Source organism: Sphingobacterium sp. Lzh-3 (assembly GCF_046764375.1).
Classification (GTDB): Bacteria; Bacteroidota; Bacteroidia; order Sphingobacteriales; family Sphingobacteriaceae; genus Sphingobacterium.
This window is the reverse complement of record NZ_CP177226.1, coordinates 1,179,871-1,195,745: the sequence shown is the minus strand read 5'-3', so window position 1 is coordinate 1,195,745 and position 15,875 is coordinate 1,179,871. Positions and strand designations below refer to the sequence as shown.

Sequence of the window (15,875 nt, the reverse complement as noted above, 5' to 3'; positions counted from 1 at the left end):
ATATTGTACAGAATAACACATAAAGGGATGAACACGTCGTTCAGAGTGATGAACACGCACTATAAAAACATGAATACGCAGACACCTCCAATTTCATTATTCATATACAGCATTATGCGAGTGGTAATCGCACAATAAATTGCCCCGACGCTATCCCAAAATGAAAACCTGCCATGGCATAGTAACTATAGATGGATGACAAATAATTGAGCCCGTACCCCTCACCTTCAAGCTCTGCTCCCTGTCTTGGCTGCCAGTTGTTGCTAACCTCCAGCAGGTTGGTTTCGGGTATATAGATTAAACGAATAGTAAGCGGATTCTCTTTCGAAATACGTGTATGCTTTATCGCATTCTCAATCAGCATTTGCAAACCCAAACGTGGAATTTTCTGTTCTAATAATTCTCTTGGAATATTTATATCCATATCCTGCAATGCCGCGCCGAACCGCACCTGCTGCAAAAAGAAATAGGCTTTGGCCAATTCCAGTTCCTCCCTTAGCGTAGACCATTCTGCCTCATCTGTACGCAACATTTTACGATAAACCTTGGTCATCTTTCCAATAAAAGACTTGGCCAGTTCATCGTCTTTTCCGATCAGGTACTGAAGCGACCCAAATGTATTGAATAGAAAATGTGGATTGATCTGTTGTCGCAATTGTACGAGACGCATCTGCGTATATTCATTTTCCTGCTTCAAGGCCAGCAATTTCAATTGTTGAATCTTGCGTCGCTCCATAACATTAAAATAGATCAATACCATCGCCACCAACATTAACCCCACACCGAGCAAGATACTATAGGTCAACAGTTCCTGGATTTCTTCTTCAATGCTCAACAAGAGAACATACACCTTGATTTCACCACCAACAAACAGAATGTTACAGGGATACGAATTAACCATCACGTCCAGCTGCAGAAAATCTGACTTGACAATTTGTCCCTGTTTTGACACAGCGGAAGTATTTCTCTTTCCCCATGTTCGATTATCAGGAGAATAAACACAGATGCCGCGGTCATCATAGATCTCAAAATAAGCCCGCCTTCCGAAATTGAGCTTTGCAAAATAAGCATTCAGCTTTTCAATATCCATATAGATATGATATAACCGATGATTTATTGTTCGTGTCCGTAACAATGTTAGCATCCTATGGCTCATATAATCAGGTTGGCCGACCGGGATAATGACCAATAAGGAATCACCACTTTCCTTTGGATCAAACGTGGGTTGTTCCAATATTTTTTTCTCAGAAAGGTACAGATCCTGCTGTAGCAATTCCAATTGCTTTTTGACAAGAAACATATTCTCATCCGAAAAATCGATCAATATTCTTTTCTTAAGACGATCAACTTTATGATGGATAACACCGAGCAATCCCCCTCCTACCAGCAGCAGCAACAACAAACAGACAATCAGGATAATACTATTTTTCTGTTCGGCATTTTTAAATCGAAATTTCACGGCGCAAAAATACATCAAAATTTTCAAAGCTTTAGCAAACAAGTTCATAAGAAAGCTCTAACCCAGCCTTTTGTCAATGAAAAACGACATATTCCAAGAGCTAACCAAAATAAATGGCGCATTTAATAAAGATTAATAATAATTTTCTGATTTTTGTAACCACAAAAAATTACAAAGTGTCAAAAGCAACATTTATAAAAGTTGTGAAACGTATCGCTATCGTTTTTACAAGCATCGTCGTACTACTCGTTATCAGCATATTATCTATTCCCTATATATTCGAAAATGAAGTAAATAGCAAGGTCAAATCACTCGTAAACGAGCATATTACTGGTGAGTTAAATTATTCAAAAGTAAGATTAACCTTCTTTGATCAATTCCCTTTGCTTACTGCATCGATGGATGATGTCTTACTAAAAGGGGCAGAGCCTTTTAAATACGATACGCTGCTCGCCGCGAAAAAAGTCAGTTTTGGTGTGGACCTTATGAGTCTTCTCAAATCTAAAATTGTCATCGATAAATTTATCGTGAACAGCGGAAAGATCAACATCTTGGTTGATTCTATGGGAAATGCCAATTATTCTATTTATAAATCCACCCCGTCAGATTCAACAAAAACACAAGATAATGCAGAAAGTAGCGCTTTGGCTTTTCAATTAATTAAACTTGAAAAAACAAATCTCCATTATGAGGACCGCTCCATTCCGCTTCAAATAGAGGCAAAAGATCTCGAATATGAGGGTAAGGGAGATCTGATGTCAAATATTTTTGACTTGAACACACGTGCAAAAATTGAATCCTTTTCATTTTCCTTTGACAATGAATTATATGTGGACAAAAAGTCGATCGATGCCAATTTGCTAACACGGATCAATACCAATACGTTATCCTTCGTCTTCGAACGAAATGATATTAAAATAAATCAATTACCAGTTCGTTTCCGTGGATTGTTGTCTTTTATTTCCCATGGTTATCACCTAGATTTTAAATTAAAATCACAGGAAAGCACCTTGGCCGAATTACTTTCATTAGTCCCAAATAGCTATGCTTCTTGGATCAATGACCTCTCCGTGAAAGGTACATCTGAGGTTTTTGTTAACCTAGAAGGTGATTATATTGTCGACAACAACAAAATGCCTAATCTTTCACTTGGGCTCATGGTCAACAATGGCTTTCTCGCGTATAAACAATCCACCAATCCGCTAACAGACTGGAATGCAAAATTACGGATAGACTTGCCGGCACTGAATCCAGACTCACTACAAATTGATCTTAAACAATTTGACTTTAAAGTTGCTTCAGGCTATTTCAATGCACAGGGCAACATTGCGGGTTTACACCCTGTAACCGTGCATGCCAACATAAAAAGTGATCTTAATCTCGATAAACTCCATGCCTCGCTACAGTTTCCCGATTTTTCTTTCGGTGGAAAGTGGAATCTTGACGCAAAAATCGACGGCACATACGCCAAAGCTGTTCGTAAGATAGGGCTCCAAAAGCGCAAACAGGAATACGTCGCATCCATTCCTACTTTTGATATCAAAAATACACTCGTAGATGGTAAATTCAAATTGGCTAAGCTCCCACAGGGATTGGACAAAATTGCCTATCGTCTAGAAGCAAAGGATCCCGATGGCCAGTTAAAAAGTGCATCAATAGCAATCCATGACATTTCTGTTCAGGCACTTAACAACTATATAAAAGGATTTATTTCAATAACAGATTTTAATAAAATTGCAGTCAATTCGGATTTAAAGGCATCATTTAATTTAGCAGATATCAAAAATTTCTACCCAATTAAACAAGTCGAATTGGCCGGATTGGTGGATGTCAACCTGATAGCAAAAGGTTATGTGGATCTCAAACGAAACATTTTTCCCGAAACCAATACTTCCATCGTGATGAAGAATGGGTTAATCAAGTCAAATGATTATCCTATCCCGATGGAAAATATTCAGGTCGAAGCTTTTGTCAATAGCGAAAAAGGTTCACTTCGAGATCTGAATGTCAAAATTCTACCGGTATCATTTACATTTGCTGGTGAACCTTTTTTCTTGAATGCAGACCTCAAGAACTTCAATAACATCAAATACAACATACAGTCCAAGGGTAAGCTCAATCTCGGCCCTATTTATAAACTCTTTGCATTGGATGGTACCAATGTCGATGGCTTTATCTATACGGATTTCAGTTTAAAAGGCTTACAGAGCGATGCCACCAATGGTCATTATAACCGACTCCAAAATAGCGGTCGGTTAAGTATTGGAAATATCCAAGTTCAGTCCGACATGCTTCCACAGCCTATTGCAATTAGAAGTGGGAACTTCAGTTTCAATCAGGAGAAAATGAATTTCGATAAATTCCTGGTTGCCTATGCTAAGAATGATATTTCCATCAAAGGATATCTCAACAATATTATTAATTATGCAACAAGTAGTCAAGCACCGTTAAAAGGTCAATTTACACTCAGCAGCAAGAAAATCAATGTGGATGATTTCATGGTTTTTGCCAGCCCTAGTTCGTCTACAACAGCAAGCTCCTCCGAAAGCGGTGTGGTTCTTCTCCCCAAAAATTTGGACGTTCAGGTCTTAGGGCTTGTCAACGCCATATCATATAACAAAATGAATATCAAAGATTTCAAAGGAGACCTACAGGTAAAAGAAGGTAAGATGACACTGAATAAAACAAACTTTGAACTCGCGGGACTAAAAGTAGATATGAACGGAAGTTATCGTCCCATAAATCCACGTAGAGCAAGTTTCGATTATGCGGTGAAAGCCGACAGCTTTGATATTCAACGCGCTTACAAAGAGATACCGATGTTCAGAGAAATGGTTAGCTCTGCCAAAAATGCTTATGGTCTTGTTTCATTGGATTACAAATTGGGTGGTCTATTGAATGGCAATATGCAACCTATAATGCCTTCTATCGTCGGCGAGGGATCCTTAACACTAAATCAGATTAAGTTCAGAGGCTTCAAACTACTCAATGGAATTAGTCAATCTACTTCCAAAGAAAAATTGAAGGATGGCGAAGTAAAAAAAGTTGTTATTAAATCCCATATCAAAAATAATGTGATGACCATCGAACGCACGAAAATGAAAATGATGGGATTCAGGCCCCGCTTTGAAGGTCAAGTAACCTTAGACGGACGGATGAACCTGGGTTTTAGACTGGGCTTACCTCCTTTTGGAATCTTTGGGATACCTATGCGAATTACGGGCACTCCAGATAACTTTCACTTAAAAATGGGAAAATACAAAGAAGAGGATCTCGATATGGACATGGATGACGAGGACAGTAAAGTATATAAAGAATCTCAAAAAGTGCAAGAAACACAGACTAAGTAAACGCGTAATTAGTTTTTTAGTAAATCCAGTCGACACAATAGTGCTCAATTAAAAACGTTATTAAGTTAACAGAAAGATTTGTTAACTTAATAACGTTTTTAATTGATGAAAACTATGAGATACATACTAATTATACCCCTTGCGGTTCTATCCATCTGCAGTTGGTCCAGTTTCAATACCGTTAACGATCAGAAAAATCCCTTATATGGGAAAGTATTCCGTGAGATCAACGAAATTGCTGAATTAAAATCTTATACCTACACAACTGGCGCACTTATTGAAACCGACAAGAATGCACAGGGCGATTATCGCTTTGCTGCCGGCTATTTTACAAATGCCAAAAATGGTGTTTGTATTTTAGAGGAATTATTACCCGATGATAGCAAAGGTAAAGTCAAATACAAGATTTTGGATACCATCAATATCCAAAAACTGAAGTCCAACGAGCAGCTTAGCTTATGCAACTGCAAGCAAGGTGACAAACCAAACATTGAAATTATAGCCATTAGCCGGGTCGATGAAAGCAAAGAATATTTCGACAAAATCGTCAAGGCATGGCGCATGGATACCAAAAGCCAGAAAATTATTCCTTTAAAAGACACAAAAGGTATAAGCTGTCTCAATGAAGGCTACGGCATCTAGAAGCGACAGGGTTTTTCAAATCAATCCGTCAGCCTTCAACTTGTCAAACACATGCAAAACGCCAATGACCTGGATCGGTTCTTCCAGGTACTCTTGGTGTGAAAAATAACGAACGGCGCCAATCTCATTACTGGGTTCGATCTGTTCTGTTAATGGATACAAAAAACAATCTTGTTCCATGATAACCTCTGGCACAAGCCCATATGCCGGGGCTGTAACATGGCAATAATAGGATATTTTATCCGGATCCAGATTGATATTTAGCTCCTCCAAAATCTCACGACGAAGGGACTGCAGAGCTTCCTCCCCCGCATCAATCTTTCCCCCCGGCAGATACCATGCCTTTCTATTGTTGCTATACGCTAATAATAATTTATCCTCCTTAATACTCACTAAACCCGCTGTAGGCAAACATTTTGTTGTTGTCATGAAATGTATTATAAGCTATTACTGATTAAATACGCTAGATGTGAAATTACTTCTTTTACGACATTTATCAAAGCGCGACAGCTAATTTGGAGAATCCTTCATTAAAACTTTGCACAAAATCAATAGAGAGGCTAATCAATATCCCGAAACAGCATGGGCTAGTTTATCTTTGAGCACAAGCTTCCGTAGACTCTTCAAAAAAGTCTCCGCATGATGCATGGTAAAACACAGCGGCGGTAATAAACGGAGCGTATAGCGTCCTGCATATCCTGTAAAAATCTTTTCAGAAAACAGCAATTCTTTCCGCAGATGTCGAATATCGTTTTCAAACTCTACGCCAATCATCAAACCTTGCCCCCTAACTTCACTCACGCCATGAATTTTTCTTAATTCTGTCAACAAAAATTCACCTACAGCTGCGGCATTATCAATCAATTGCTCCTTTTGAATTACTTCAAGTACAGCCAGAGCCGCCGCGCAGACCGCATGACTGCCGCCAAAAGTAGTCCCCAATTGTCCTATGACCGGCTTTATTTTAGGCGAAATAATTGTCGCCGCCATTGGCAGCCCATTTGCAATCCCTTTGGCCACAGTAATTAGATCGGCTTCTATCCCAGCATGCTGATGTGCAAAGAAAAGTCCCGTGCGCCCATAACCGCATTGAATTTCATCCAAAATAAGCATAGTCCCAGTTTTCGTGCAGATTGCTCTTACTTCCTGTAAGAAACTAGGACTTGCCCGATGAATTCCCCCTACTCCTTGAATAGGTTCAATAATGACCGCACAATATTCTTCCGTTTCCAATTGTTTTTTCAAACTGGAGATCTCATTGAAAGGTGTAAAGACAAATTGTTCACTTTCGTTTATTGGTGCACGAATTGACTGGATATCCGTTGCCGCAACCGCAGCTGAAGTTCTCCCATGAAACGCATTGGACATCGCCAATACTTTCCTCCTTCCCGTATGGAACGAAGCTAACTTCAGTGCATTTTCATTTGCTTCAGCTCCCGAATTACTGTAAAAAATAGCATAGGTCGGATAGCCACAGGCATTACCTAAGCGTTGGGCCAAACGATCCTGAAGATCGTTTGTAACTGCATTTGAATAAAATCCTATTTTGTTCATCTGTTGTATAGTTTGCTCAACAACATGCGGATGGCTATGCCCAACAGAAATAACGGCATGACCACCATAGAGATCTAGATAGGCCTGTTGCTGTTTATCATAGACAAAGCAACCAAGGGCTCGTTCGATCGCAATATCAACTTTCTCAAAAACGGGAAATGGTTTCATGAATGACTTAGAATTAGTAAAACTCAAAAATCCACTTAAATCCCCTTCCATTCCTAGTCCAAGATGGTTATTTATTCCTAGTCCAGCCGACACAGGCAATAAACAAAATAACTCATCTTAAATAGAATAGCGCAGCACTGCTCATGCACCATCTATCAAATGTATTTTAATCCTGCAGAACAATTGTATATTTGAACAATTACCGGATACAACAGGCTCATGCTTAGACCTTGGAATTTAACGATAGATATTGACAGATCCTCTTCAAAAGCGATTTACATCCAAATAGCGGATAACATTGCTGCTGATATTCAATCAGGTAGATTGCCGAAGGGAACGGCCTTACCGAGTAGCAGATCTCTTGCAGCCCAACTAAAATTAAACCGAAACACGGTAATTGACGCCATACAGTTGCTGTTGAGCGAAGGCTGGCTGGTTAGTCAAGCACGTAGAGGTATATTTGTAGCGGCCCAATTACCTTATGGCTCGAACCTATATGTTGCACAAAAGATCGAATTATCTGATCATCAGCCTCCCACACGCATAATATTCGATGACGGTAATCCAGACAGTAAGATTGCCCCGGTAGAACAGCTCGGACGGGCCTATCGCCAAATTTTTAAACGCAGCGCACGTTGGAAAATGATGGGATATGCCGATCCCCGAGGTCATCTAGATTTTCGTGAAGAAATCGCCAATATGCTCAACATCGAACGCAACATGCACATCGATAAAAATAAGCTATGTATCAGCCGTGGAAGCCAAATGGCCATGTACTTGGTCGCTCAATGCCTATTGAAGCACGATGATTATATCTTTGTAGAGTCCCCTGGATACCATTCAGCCTGGAAGATCTTTGAAAAAGCCGGTGCGAAATTGATTCCTATTCCCGTGGATACCGATGGTCTTATCGTTGAAGAATTGCTACCTCATTTATTGAAAAAGAGCAATATTAAGGCGCTATACCTTACCCCACATCGACAATATCCAACCACTGTCACATTAAACAAAGAACGGAGATCACAATTAATAGCATTATCCAACCAATATAACTTTACGATCATTGAGGATGATTACGACTACGAATTTCATTTTGAACAAGTTCCCTATTATCCGCTCGCTTCACAGCAGGAGCTGATCAATACAGTATACATTGGTACGCTGAGCAAAGTTGTCGCACGAGCACTCCGTATCGGTTATCTTGCAACGAGAAACGAGCAGTTGCTCCAGCAGATTACCGAACTTCGCTACATCATCGATATCCAAGGTGACAATATTATGGAGCAAGCTGTACTGGAACTCATTCAGGATGGAACAATTCGTAGACATATCCGAAAGGCAACACAGCTTTACAAAAGGAAACGTGATTTTATGATCGCCCAATTGGACAAACATCTGCAGGATCATGTGAACTACACTTCTCCACAAGGGGGATTGGCGGTTTGGCTATCTTTTAAACATCAAATCGACTGGGCATTTTTATTCCAAAAATTAAAGGAAAAATCAGTACATATACCGCATCCCGAAAACTACAGCAGAGAAAATGCTTTTGGCGGAATACGGCTAGGCTACGGATCCTTATCAGAGGAATTAATCGAAGAAGGAATAGTCATTTTGGCTGAACTTTTGGAACAGGCAAAACTCTCCACGTAATGGTTTGAAACACAAAAAGCAACTAGACTATTTTCCAATTTGGACGAACTTCTTTAGATTAAAATTTCGAAAAAACAAGCACATTCAATATTTAATTCCGCCCCATAAAGACCGATTAAAAGATTAGTATAGGCAATACGTAAAAAACAGTTAAAAATGCTGATAAACGTAATTATTTTGTCAAAAATCAATTTTTTCACTTATTAATCGCATAAATTAACCGTAGTTTTACGGCGCAAAAAACACACGAGTAATTCCTAATAGGATAGCTATATAAAGAGAGAGAATAGAGTACATTAATTTATGACTGAGAGAATACCCAGCAGGCCATATGCAGCAATAACTGGTATTGGCGGATATATTCCACCGAATAAAAGATCGAATACAGATTTAGAGCAGTTTTGCGATACATCCGATGAGTGGATTATCAAACGCACAGGTATTAAGGAGCGGAGAATTTTAGATGAAAATCTTGCCACATCAGACATGGCTGTAAAAGCTATACAAGATTTGGCAACACAATATCATAAAAATCTGAACGATGTGGATGCCTTAATTGTGGCGACTTCGACACCTGATATGCCGATGCCGGCAACAGCAAATATCATTTTAGAAAAATTAGGTCTTACCAATGTTTGGGCTTTTGATGTCAATGCTGCTTGCTCTGGATTTTTATATGCCTTAGATATGGCTTCTGCTCTCGTTGAGACTGGACGTTATAAAAATGTACTCGTAGTCGGAGCCGATAACATCAGTACTTATGTCGATTTAAAAGACCGTTCAACCAATATTCTTTTCGGTGATGGCGCTGGTGTGATATGGCTTGAGCCATCTTTAGAAGGTGGAATTATGGATGCCTATCTATGTAGCAATGGAGCGGGAAAAGAATTTTTAAAAATTGAAGCCGGCGGTTCTTTGTATCCAATCGACAGCAATCTTCCTGTTAACGACAACAGATTCCTGAAACAAGATGGTAAAACTGTATTTAAACATGCTGTGCAGTCTATGAGCGATGCCTGCAATACGGTTTTGCAACGCAACAACCTACAGATTGAAGATATCAATTGGTTAATCCCACATCAGGCTAATCAGCGCATCATTGATGCCGTTGGGCGTAGTCTTAATATACCAGAAGATAGAGCGTTAAGTAATATCGAATACCTAGGAAATACCATTGCTGCCACGATCCCACTATGTATCTGGCAAAATATTAAAAAATTAAATACCGGTGATTTAGTCATGTTAACCGCCTTTGGTGCAGGTTTCTCTTGGGGAGCCAGCATATTTAAATGGATGATTTAAGCGATCAAAAACTTTAGTCGTCATAAATTCACACTAAAATGAAACCCCAGGAATCAATGATTTCTGGGGTTTTTCTTTAATTCCCGCTACCAAAAACAGCTTCGCCATTGCGCAAGAAGAATCGAAGCTATCCTCTTTTTACAGGCAGCACTGTGAAGAAGAAAGTAACAAATAATGGGGAGTTTATAGGGAGCTTATAGGGAGCTTATAGGGACCTCATTCGGATAAAAGCGTCTAAAGTCCGATTTAATTTCCAATAAAGTCCCCATAAAGTTTGTATCATTTAAGAAGATTTCCTCCATCTATCCTATCTTTTAATGGCAAAAGAAAAGGGGGCTTTGCATTGCAAAGCCCCCTAACTCAAATAAGATCTACGCTTTAATAATTTAATGACAAGCCTACACCAAAGCCCATATCACTATCATAATGCGTTCTAAACGCCATATTTTTCGTGATGACATAATTTAGTCCCGCCATATATTCAAGGTCCGAGTTGACCATAAAATCACCACGGATTCTTCTAGCGATCGGAATATCTTCTCGCATCAGCTGCAATCTGACAATACCATCGTGATACACCTCCGCCTGAAAATTGACCAACATAGGTAAAGTATACATAAAACCTAGACTCAAAGCTTTGCGACTATCTTTTTTATTGGCCTGCCCAAAGATATTTTTCTCATGTTCATCCTGCCCCATACGGCGATAACGATAATCAAAACCTACAAATGGCATAAACCATTGCATCTTCCCAAAGTATCTTCCCAGGTGGGTTTCCACCTCATAGCCATGCATATCGTTATACCCTAATCGCCATTCGGAACCGAGCTGCCAACGCGCATTCTGAAACATGGCCTGACCGTCATTTCCATTGGTCGCAAAATCATTTTGTGCCATAAAATGGGTCATATTACTTTCCATTTGCAATTCCTTGTAGGCTTTGGCTTTGTCTGGAAGATTTGGATTTTTATAATCATCCACAGCAAATACGCGATTCATCCCAGCCATCATATGATACAGGATGTGGCAATGAAAAAACCAGTCACCTTCTTCATTTGCTAAGAATTCGATCGTATCCGTCTCCATTGGCATGATATCCACCACATTTTTCAATGGCGCTTTTGATCCTTTTCCATTCAACAGTCTAAAGTCAAAGCCATGCAGATGTATTGGATGACGCATCATCGAATTATTATAGATGGAAATGCGCAATACCTCGCCCTTTTTTACAGGTATCTTATCCGTTTCAGAGAGAATTTTATTGTCCATGCTCCATACATAACGGCTCATATTTCCCGTAAGCGTAAATTTAAGATCTCGTATCGGCGCTTCTTTAGGCAGTTCTGTCGCTTGAGGAGATTCCAACATCGCATAGTTTAGCGTTACAATATCGCCCAATGCATTGGCATTATAACGATTGGGATCTTCTTCCATCTTCATTTGTCCATGATCCATACCGCTATGTTTACTGTGATCTTCTTTTTTCTTTCCATCACCTGTAATTTCGGGATACATCACCACATTCATATCCATCTGATTCAGACTCATCTTCATACCCATATCATTGAGATCCCCATTCATCTTCATCATATCGTTCATCATCTTCATGCCTTCAAAATATTTAAGGCGGGGAAGTGGAGAAATCAACTGTTTGATGCCATTTCCGACAAAATAACTCGCAGATTGCGTTCGATCTTCTGTTGTTGCCATGAATTCGTAAGCTGTACCTTCATTTGGTATTGTTACAACGACATCATAAGTCTCCGATACGGCAATCATTAATCGATCGACCTCCACCGGTACCACATCATTCCCATCATTGGCAACAACGGTAATTTTGCCACCGGCATAGCGCAGCCAAAAATAAGACGAAGCACCTCCGTTGGAAATTCGTAAACGCACTTTATCTCCTGCTTTCAAAGCTTTACCATTCACCGATTTTAAATCCGTGGAATGAGCCCCGTTCATCAGGACCTTATCATAATACACATCACTGACATCCATTGCCAGCTGACGTTTCCATTCATTCGTGACTTTCGTCTTAAACTTCCCTTCTTTAATAGCTTCAACGTACGATTGCGTAGCGCCTTTTTTTATCGCGGCCCAATCGTTGGCCGTGTGTAACATCCGCTGAATGTTATTGGGATTATAATTTGTCCATTCACTCAATATGACCGGAATCGTGGGTAAATCATCAATTCCTTTGCGGAAAGTCTTATCATCTGCACGCTTGTTGAGAATAAGACTACCATACATACCGATCTGTTCCTGTAGGCCGGAATGCGAATGATACCAGTGTGTACCGTGCTGGATTATCGGAAAGCGATAGGTATAAGTCGAATTCGGCTTTATAGGTTCCTGCGTCAGGTGTGGCACTCCGTCTTCTTTGTTCGGCAGAAAAATACCATGCCAATGTAGCGACGTACTCTCCTTTAACTCATTGTGAACAACAATTTCCGCCGTATCTCCTTCAGTAAAAGTCAGGGTAGGCATCGGAATCTGTCCGTTTACAGCGATTGCCCGTTTTGATTTGCCGGCATAATTGACAATGGTATCCCGTACATAAAGGTCATGACGAACCACTTTCTGGGCCAGCACTGTCAGTTGTGTCATCAATAATAAAACAACCGTTAATATATTACTCTTTTTACGCATGTTCATTCATTTAATTGATTAGTATTCCATTTCCCATCGGCCCTACGCCATATTGATAGACCAGTCTAGCCCCGTGATGTCCTGTGATAAATAGTGTCACCGATAAACTTATCAACAAAATCAATATCAAATAGTTTATCCAGGCACCTGTATCTTTCCGCAAACTAACAAAATGCAGGACTGTTGTACTACTTGCAAGCCAAAAGCTGATCCAGTCAAAACGTTGGTGGATCTCAAAAACCGCAAAGGCACCTTCATCGGCATCGCCTGAAATATGGATTGCGGTCTGAATTGCAGCAAGCGCTCCAAGTGTTCCCAATAACAACAATCCAAAAGTCAGCACAGTGAAAGGACGTCGATGTTTTTTTAACAATAAGGCACCAATATGACTAATCAACGCCATCAACAAGAGTACAATCGGAAAATGCACCAATAGCGGATGTAAACTGGGCAGTCCTTCGAATAAGCTTTTCATTGTTTTATTGTATTGTTTCTACGATAGATCCACAGGTGGGCATTGATTGACCTAGATAAGGATTTTCAATTTTCTTTTGTGTGCTCAACCAATTGGCTCCTTTTCCATCACGATACATAGGACAGTGTTGATAATAGACCGTAACTTCAGGTTTGACAGATTTCATCAACACATACATATTTTTGGAAAGGGTCACAAAGTGCTCCCGCTGATGTTCATTTTCCTTAATTCCAGCGATATGTTCTGTATCGAAAGCCAATTTTCGTTGATATTCCTTCCAAAGCTTTCCTTGAACAGCATCCAATTGTTCGCTATTAACTTTTTCAATGGCGGCCTGGATTCCTTTCGCAGTTGCCTGTGCAGCCGCTCCATTATCCTTAACCAATGCATCTTTCAGTTCGAAATAGGCACTGTATAAGCCTGCAAAAGGATTGCTAGCTGTTTTTAGATTAACTTTCTCAGTGGATGATTCTATTTTTGCAGCCGTATTACTTACGCCGGCCGCCTCTTCTTTAGTCAAAGCGGTATCGCCTTTACCATTGTCTACAGCAATCGTCGCGGTATCCTCGGCAACAGCGACCATATGATCTGCATGTGTTTTTTTCGATCTTGAATTGTTGCATGCAACGAATATCAAAGCTGTCGCCACAATTGGCATAAACTTTTTCATAATATAAGTGTATTTAGAGGTTTAAATTTTTAATGTAATTTCGATAGTTTGCTTCGTTTTCAAAATAGGAAACTTCACCCTGATCACCGGTAATTGCGATGGAAGCCGTCGCCTTATCCACTTCTTTTTTTGAAAAAGGATCAATGGCTACACGTACCGCAGCTTCTTGGGGTATACGCTTTTTACACATTTCACAGCAGCCATAATAATCCTTCCCCTCGTGTCTGACCAGCAATTGTTTTTTCCCCATAAAAGCATCATTCACCATACAAACTTGTGCTGTAGGCACAAGATCGCCTACCTTGTATTGAACGGACTGTACGGGCAAATTGATAGCAGGATCAGTCAAAACTATTCGATCTTCAGCTTGGGCATTCGTTTGTGAACCACCACAGGCCGTTAAAGACAACACAACAACCGATAGGATAGCTAGGAAATAATTCATAACGTAGCCGATTAGTTTAACGTTTCTACTGTACTTCCACAACTGATCATTTGTGCACCAAAGAATGGGTTTTTCACGGCATTCTCCTTACTTAACCAATGCGCTCCCTTGCCTTCATTAAACATGGGGCAATGCTGATAATAAATAGGTCCATCCACTTTACTCACCTTCAGAAGTTCATACAACGTATTTGAAAGAGATGCAAAAGCCACACGTTGCCTAGCCACATCTTTATTTTTAGTTATACCTGCCGCATCAGTTGCCAGCTTACCCATAACCTTCATCCATACCGTGTGTTCATCATGGCTAAGTTTATTCATATCGACAGCTTTGATTGCTGCTTGAAATGCCTCTGCCTGAGCTGCAGCTGCCACCGCATCTGTCTTCACCAAAGCATCCTTTAGCGCAAAATAAGGATTTGTCAACAGCGCAAACGCGGTCTTTTCATCGGCTGATTTTGTATTCGCCGAAGGTTGAATTATTGTATGTACGCCCTGGCTATGATTCGTATGATCGACCTGATGTTCAGTACCATTTTTTAATGCGGGTTTTAAGATTCGTTCATATTGTTCAGCTTTTGCCAATTGAATATAAGCATCATCTGGAGCCAGAAATTTTTCATTGTCGAACCCCGCCAATGCAATACGCTTAAGGACTTCATCCGCGCTTGTTTTTGAAGAGTCGTAGGTAACAACCGCTAGCTTGGTTGTCTGATTCCAGTCAACTTTAGCAAATTGTCCGTCCTTACCTTCTTTTTCAATGATCGTTTTAACAGCCGGTGTATTTCCAAAAACCTTTACAGTCGCTGTCTTTGCATTTTTAATTTGTGCATGTGTATGTTGGGTGGATAGTAATACTGGGATTACCAAACCAAGTAATGAAATTAATCTCATGATTATGATATGTAGTATATAAAAGAATACTGACGAAAAACCCTTCTACAGCGATTTACTGTAACTGCGTATTGAATCCGATAGATTCAAAGGGATTTTCATAAGCTAAATAAACGGGGTTTTGGATAGAGAAACCGATCCAAAAAGACATAGCATGGGCTATCAGTCTAACTTTAAGCGATCTGAGGAGGTTGCCAAATGGAAAAATAGGCATCTGCGCAATAAGGTTGTTTATAACGCGCATAAGCGTTTAATGCATCAGCATGCAAGGGTAAAATAAGCTGAGCTTCGATTACTGAAACAATAGGATTACATTGCAGGGAGGTACGGCATGATTTTTCGCTACAATGTTTACCACAGTCATCCCCATGGTGATCTGATTTTGGCGATTCAGCTCTTTCATCTTTACAACAATCTTCTGTTCCGACGTCTTTTACATGTTGTCTTTCATCAAGACAACATGATTTTTCTTCCTGTTTTGGCTTTTCGGACGATTCGTGGCAGGCAAATAACCTATGGGGTGCTAAAAAAAGCCCCAGCATACAGATTATAAATACGATATTGCGTTTTGCCCACATAACGGATTAAATTTGATAAGTAGAGATGTGC

Annotated in this window: 13 protein-coding genes; 4 read left to right on the top strand and 9 right to left on the bottom strand. The window is 39.9% G+C overall.

What is annotated here, in order from left to right; translation table 11 throughout:
- Nucleotides 1–112 precede the first annotated feature (112 nt).
- The gene (locus tag ACLCDV_RS04905; RefSeq protein ID WP_411973026.1) at nucleotides 113–1,459 is read right to left on the bottom strand and encodes a sensor histidine kinase; all 1,347 of its coding nucleotides are present in this window, start codon (nucleotides 1,457–1,459) and stop codon (nucleotides 113–115) included.
- Between the two features lie 176 nt (nucleotides 1,460–1,635).
- Here ACLCDV_RS04905 and ACLCDV_RS04900 point away from each other — a divergent pair, with 176 nt between their 5' ends.
- Both ACLCDV_RS04900 and ACLCDV_RS04895 read left to right on the top strand, forming a co-directional pair.
- Entirely contained in the window at nucleotides 1,636–4,809 is a 3,174-nt protein-coding gene (locus tag ACLCDV_RS04900; RefSeq protein ID WP_411973025.1) for an AsmA-like C-terminal region-containing protein, read from the top strand.
- A 114-nt stretch (nucleotides 4,810–4,923) separates the two neighbouring features.
- Complete coding sequence (locus ACLCDV_RS04895) at nucleotides 4,924–5,451, top strand: hypothetical protein (protein WP_411973024.1); 528 nt, start codon at nucleotides 4,924–4,926, stop codon at nucleotides 5,449–5,451.
- 15 nt (nucleotides 5,452–5,466) lie between these two features.
- Here ACLCDV_RS04895 and ACLCDV_RS04890 read toward each other — a convergent pair whose 3' ends face one another.
- Both ACLCDV_RS04890 and ACLCDV_RS04885 read right to left on the bottom strand, forming a co-directional pair.
- Nucleotides 5,467–5,880 carry an NUDIX domain-containing protein gene (locus ACLCDV_RS04890; protein ID WP_317668264.1) on the bottom strand — a complete coding sequence of 138 codons (414 nt, stop codon included), beginning with the start codon at nucleotides 5,878–5,880 and terminating at the stop codon, nucleotides 5,467–5,469.
- A gap of 135 nt (nucleotides 5,881–6,015) precedes the next feature.
- Nucleotides 6,016–7,173, bottom strand: a complete 1,158-nt coding sequence (locus ACLCDV_RS04885; protein ID WP_333576744.1) for an aspartate aminotransferase family protein — start codon at nucleotides 7,171–7,173, stop codon at nucleotides 6,016–6,018.
- A gap of 219 nt (nucleotides 7,174–7,392) precedes the next feature.
- Here ACLCDV_RS04885 and ACLCDV_RS04880 point away from each other — a divergent pair, with 219 nt between their 5' ends.
- Entirely contained in the window at nucleotides 7,393–8,826 is a 1,434-nt protein-coding gene (locus ACLCDV_RS04880) for a PLP-dependent aminotransferase family protein (RefSeq protein WP_411973023.1), read from the top strand.
- Nucleotides 8,827–9,129: 303 nt separating this feature from the next.
- On the top strand, nucleotides 9,130–10,128 hold the full coding sequence (locus ACLCDV_RS04875; RefSeq protein WP_317668267.1) for a beta-ketoacyl-ACP synthase III: 999 nt from the start codon (nucleotides 9,130–9,132) through the stop codon (nucleotides 10,126–10,128).
- 378 nt (nucleotides 10,129–10,506) lie between these two features.
- On the opposite strand, the gene ACLCDV_RS04870 is transcribed toward ACLCDV_RS04875, so the two are convergent.
- From ACLCDV_RS04870 to ACLCDV_RS04845, 6 genes are all read right to left on the bottom strand, one after another.
- Nucleotides 10,507–12,783, bottom strand: a complete 2,277-nt coding sequence (locus ACLCDV_RS04870) for a multicopper oxidase family protein (RefSeq protein ID WP_317668268.1) — start codon at nucleotides 12,781–12,783, stop codon at nucleotides 10,507–10,509.
- Between the two features lie 10 nt (nucleotides 12,784–12,793).
- Nucleotides 12,794–13,258, bottom strand: coding sequence for a DUF2231 domain-containing protein (locus ACLCDV_RS04865; RefSeq protein ID WP_411973022.1), 465 nt, complete (start codon nucleotides 13,256–13,258; stop codon nucleotides 12,794–12,796).
- 4 nt (nucleotides 13,259–13,262) lie between these two features.
- Entirely contained in the window at nucleotides 13,263–13,928 is a 666-nt protein-coding gene (locus tag ACLCDV_RS04860; protein WP_411973021.1) for a DUF3347 domain-containing protein, read from the bottom strand.
- A gap of 13 nt (nucleotides 13,929–13,941) precedes the next feature.
- The gene (locus tag ACLCDV_RS04855; protein WP_411973020.1) at nucleotides 13,942–14,373 is read right to left on the bottom strand and encodes a hypothetical protein; all 432 of its coding nucleotides are present in this window, start codon (nucleotides 14,371–14,373) and stop codon (nucleotides 13,942–13,944) included.
- An 11-nt stretch (nucleotides 14,374–14,384) separates the two neighbouring features.
- Nucleotides 14,385–15,266 (bottom strand): DUF3347 domain-containing protein, encoded by an 882-nt coding sequence (locus tag ACLCDV_RS04850; RefSeq protein WP_317668271.1) that lies wholly within the window; start codon nucleotides 15,264–15,266, stop codon nucleotides 14,385–14,387.
- 173 nt (nucleotides 15,267–15,439) lie between these two features.
- Nucleotides 15,440–15,844, bottom strand: coding sequence for a hypothetical protein (locus ACLCDV_RS04845; RefSeq protein ID WP_336835721.1), 405 nt, complete (start codon nucleotides 15,842–15,844; stop codon nucleotides 15,440–15,442).
- Nucleotides 15,845–15,875: the final 31 nt, after the last annotated feature.

What these genes read in the sequence shown, in the direction of transcription:
- ACLCDV_RS04880 (WP_411973023.1), top strand. Translation starts at nt 7,393, where the DNA reads ATGCTTAGACCTTGGAATTTAACGATAGATATTGACAGATCCTCTTCA.
- ACLCDV_RS04855 (WP_411973020.1), bottom strand. Translation starts at nt 14,373, where the DNA reads ATGAATTATTTCCTAGCTATCCTATCGGTTGTTGTGTTGTCTTTAACG.
- ACLCDV_RS04865 (WP_411973022.1), bottom strand. Translation starts at nt 13,258, where the DNA reads ATGAAAAGCTTATTCGAAGGACTGCCCAGTTTACATCCGCTATTGGTG.
- ACLCDV_RS04895 (WP_411973024.1), top strand. Translation starts at nt 4,924, where the DNA reads ATGAGATACATACTAATTATACCCCTTGCGGTTCTATCCATCTGCAGT.
- ACLCDV_RS04870 (WP_317668268.1), bottom strand. Translation starts at nt 12,783, where the DNA reads ATGCGTAAAAAGAGTAATATATTAACGGTTGTTTTATTATTGATGACA.
- ACLCDV_RS04850 (WP_317668271.1), bottom strand. Translation starts at nt 15,266, where the DNA reads ATGAGATTAATTTCATTACTTGGTTTGGTAATCCCAGTATTACTATCC.
- ACLCDV_RS04890 (WP_317668264.1), bottom strand. Translation starts at nt 5,880, where the DNA reads ATGACAACAACAAAATGTTTGCCTACAGCGGGTTTAGTGAGTATTAAG.
- ACLCDV_RS04885 (WP_333576744.1), bottom strand. Translation starts at nt 7,173, where the DNA reads ATGAAACCATTTCCCGTTTTTGAGAAAGTTGATATTGCGATCGAACGA.
- ACLCDV_RS04845 (WP_336835721.1), bottom strand. Translation starts at nt 15,844, where the DNA reads ATGTGGGCAAAACGCAATATCGTATTTATAATCTGTATGCTGGGGCTT.
- ACLCDV_RS04875 (WP_317668267.1), top strand. Translation starts at nt 9,130, where the DNA reads ATGACTGAGAGAATACCCAGCAGGCCATATGCAGCAATAACTGGTATT.
- ACLCDV_RS04860 (WP_411973021.1), bottom strand. Translation starts at nt 13,928, where the DNA reads ATGAAAAAGTTTATGCCAATTGTGGCGACAGCTTTGATATTCGTTGCA.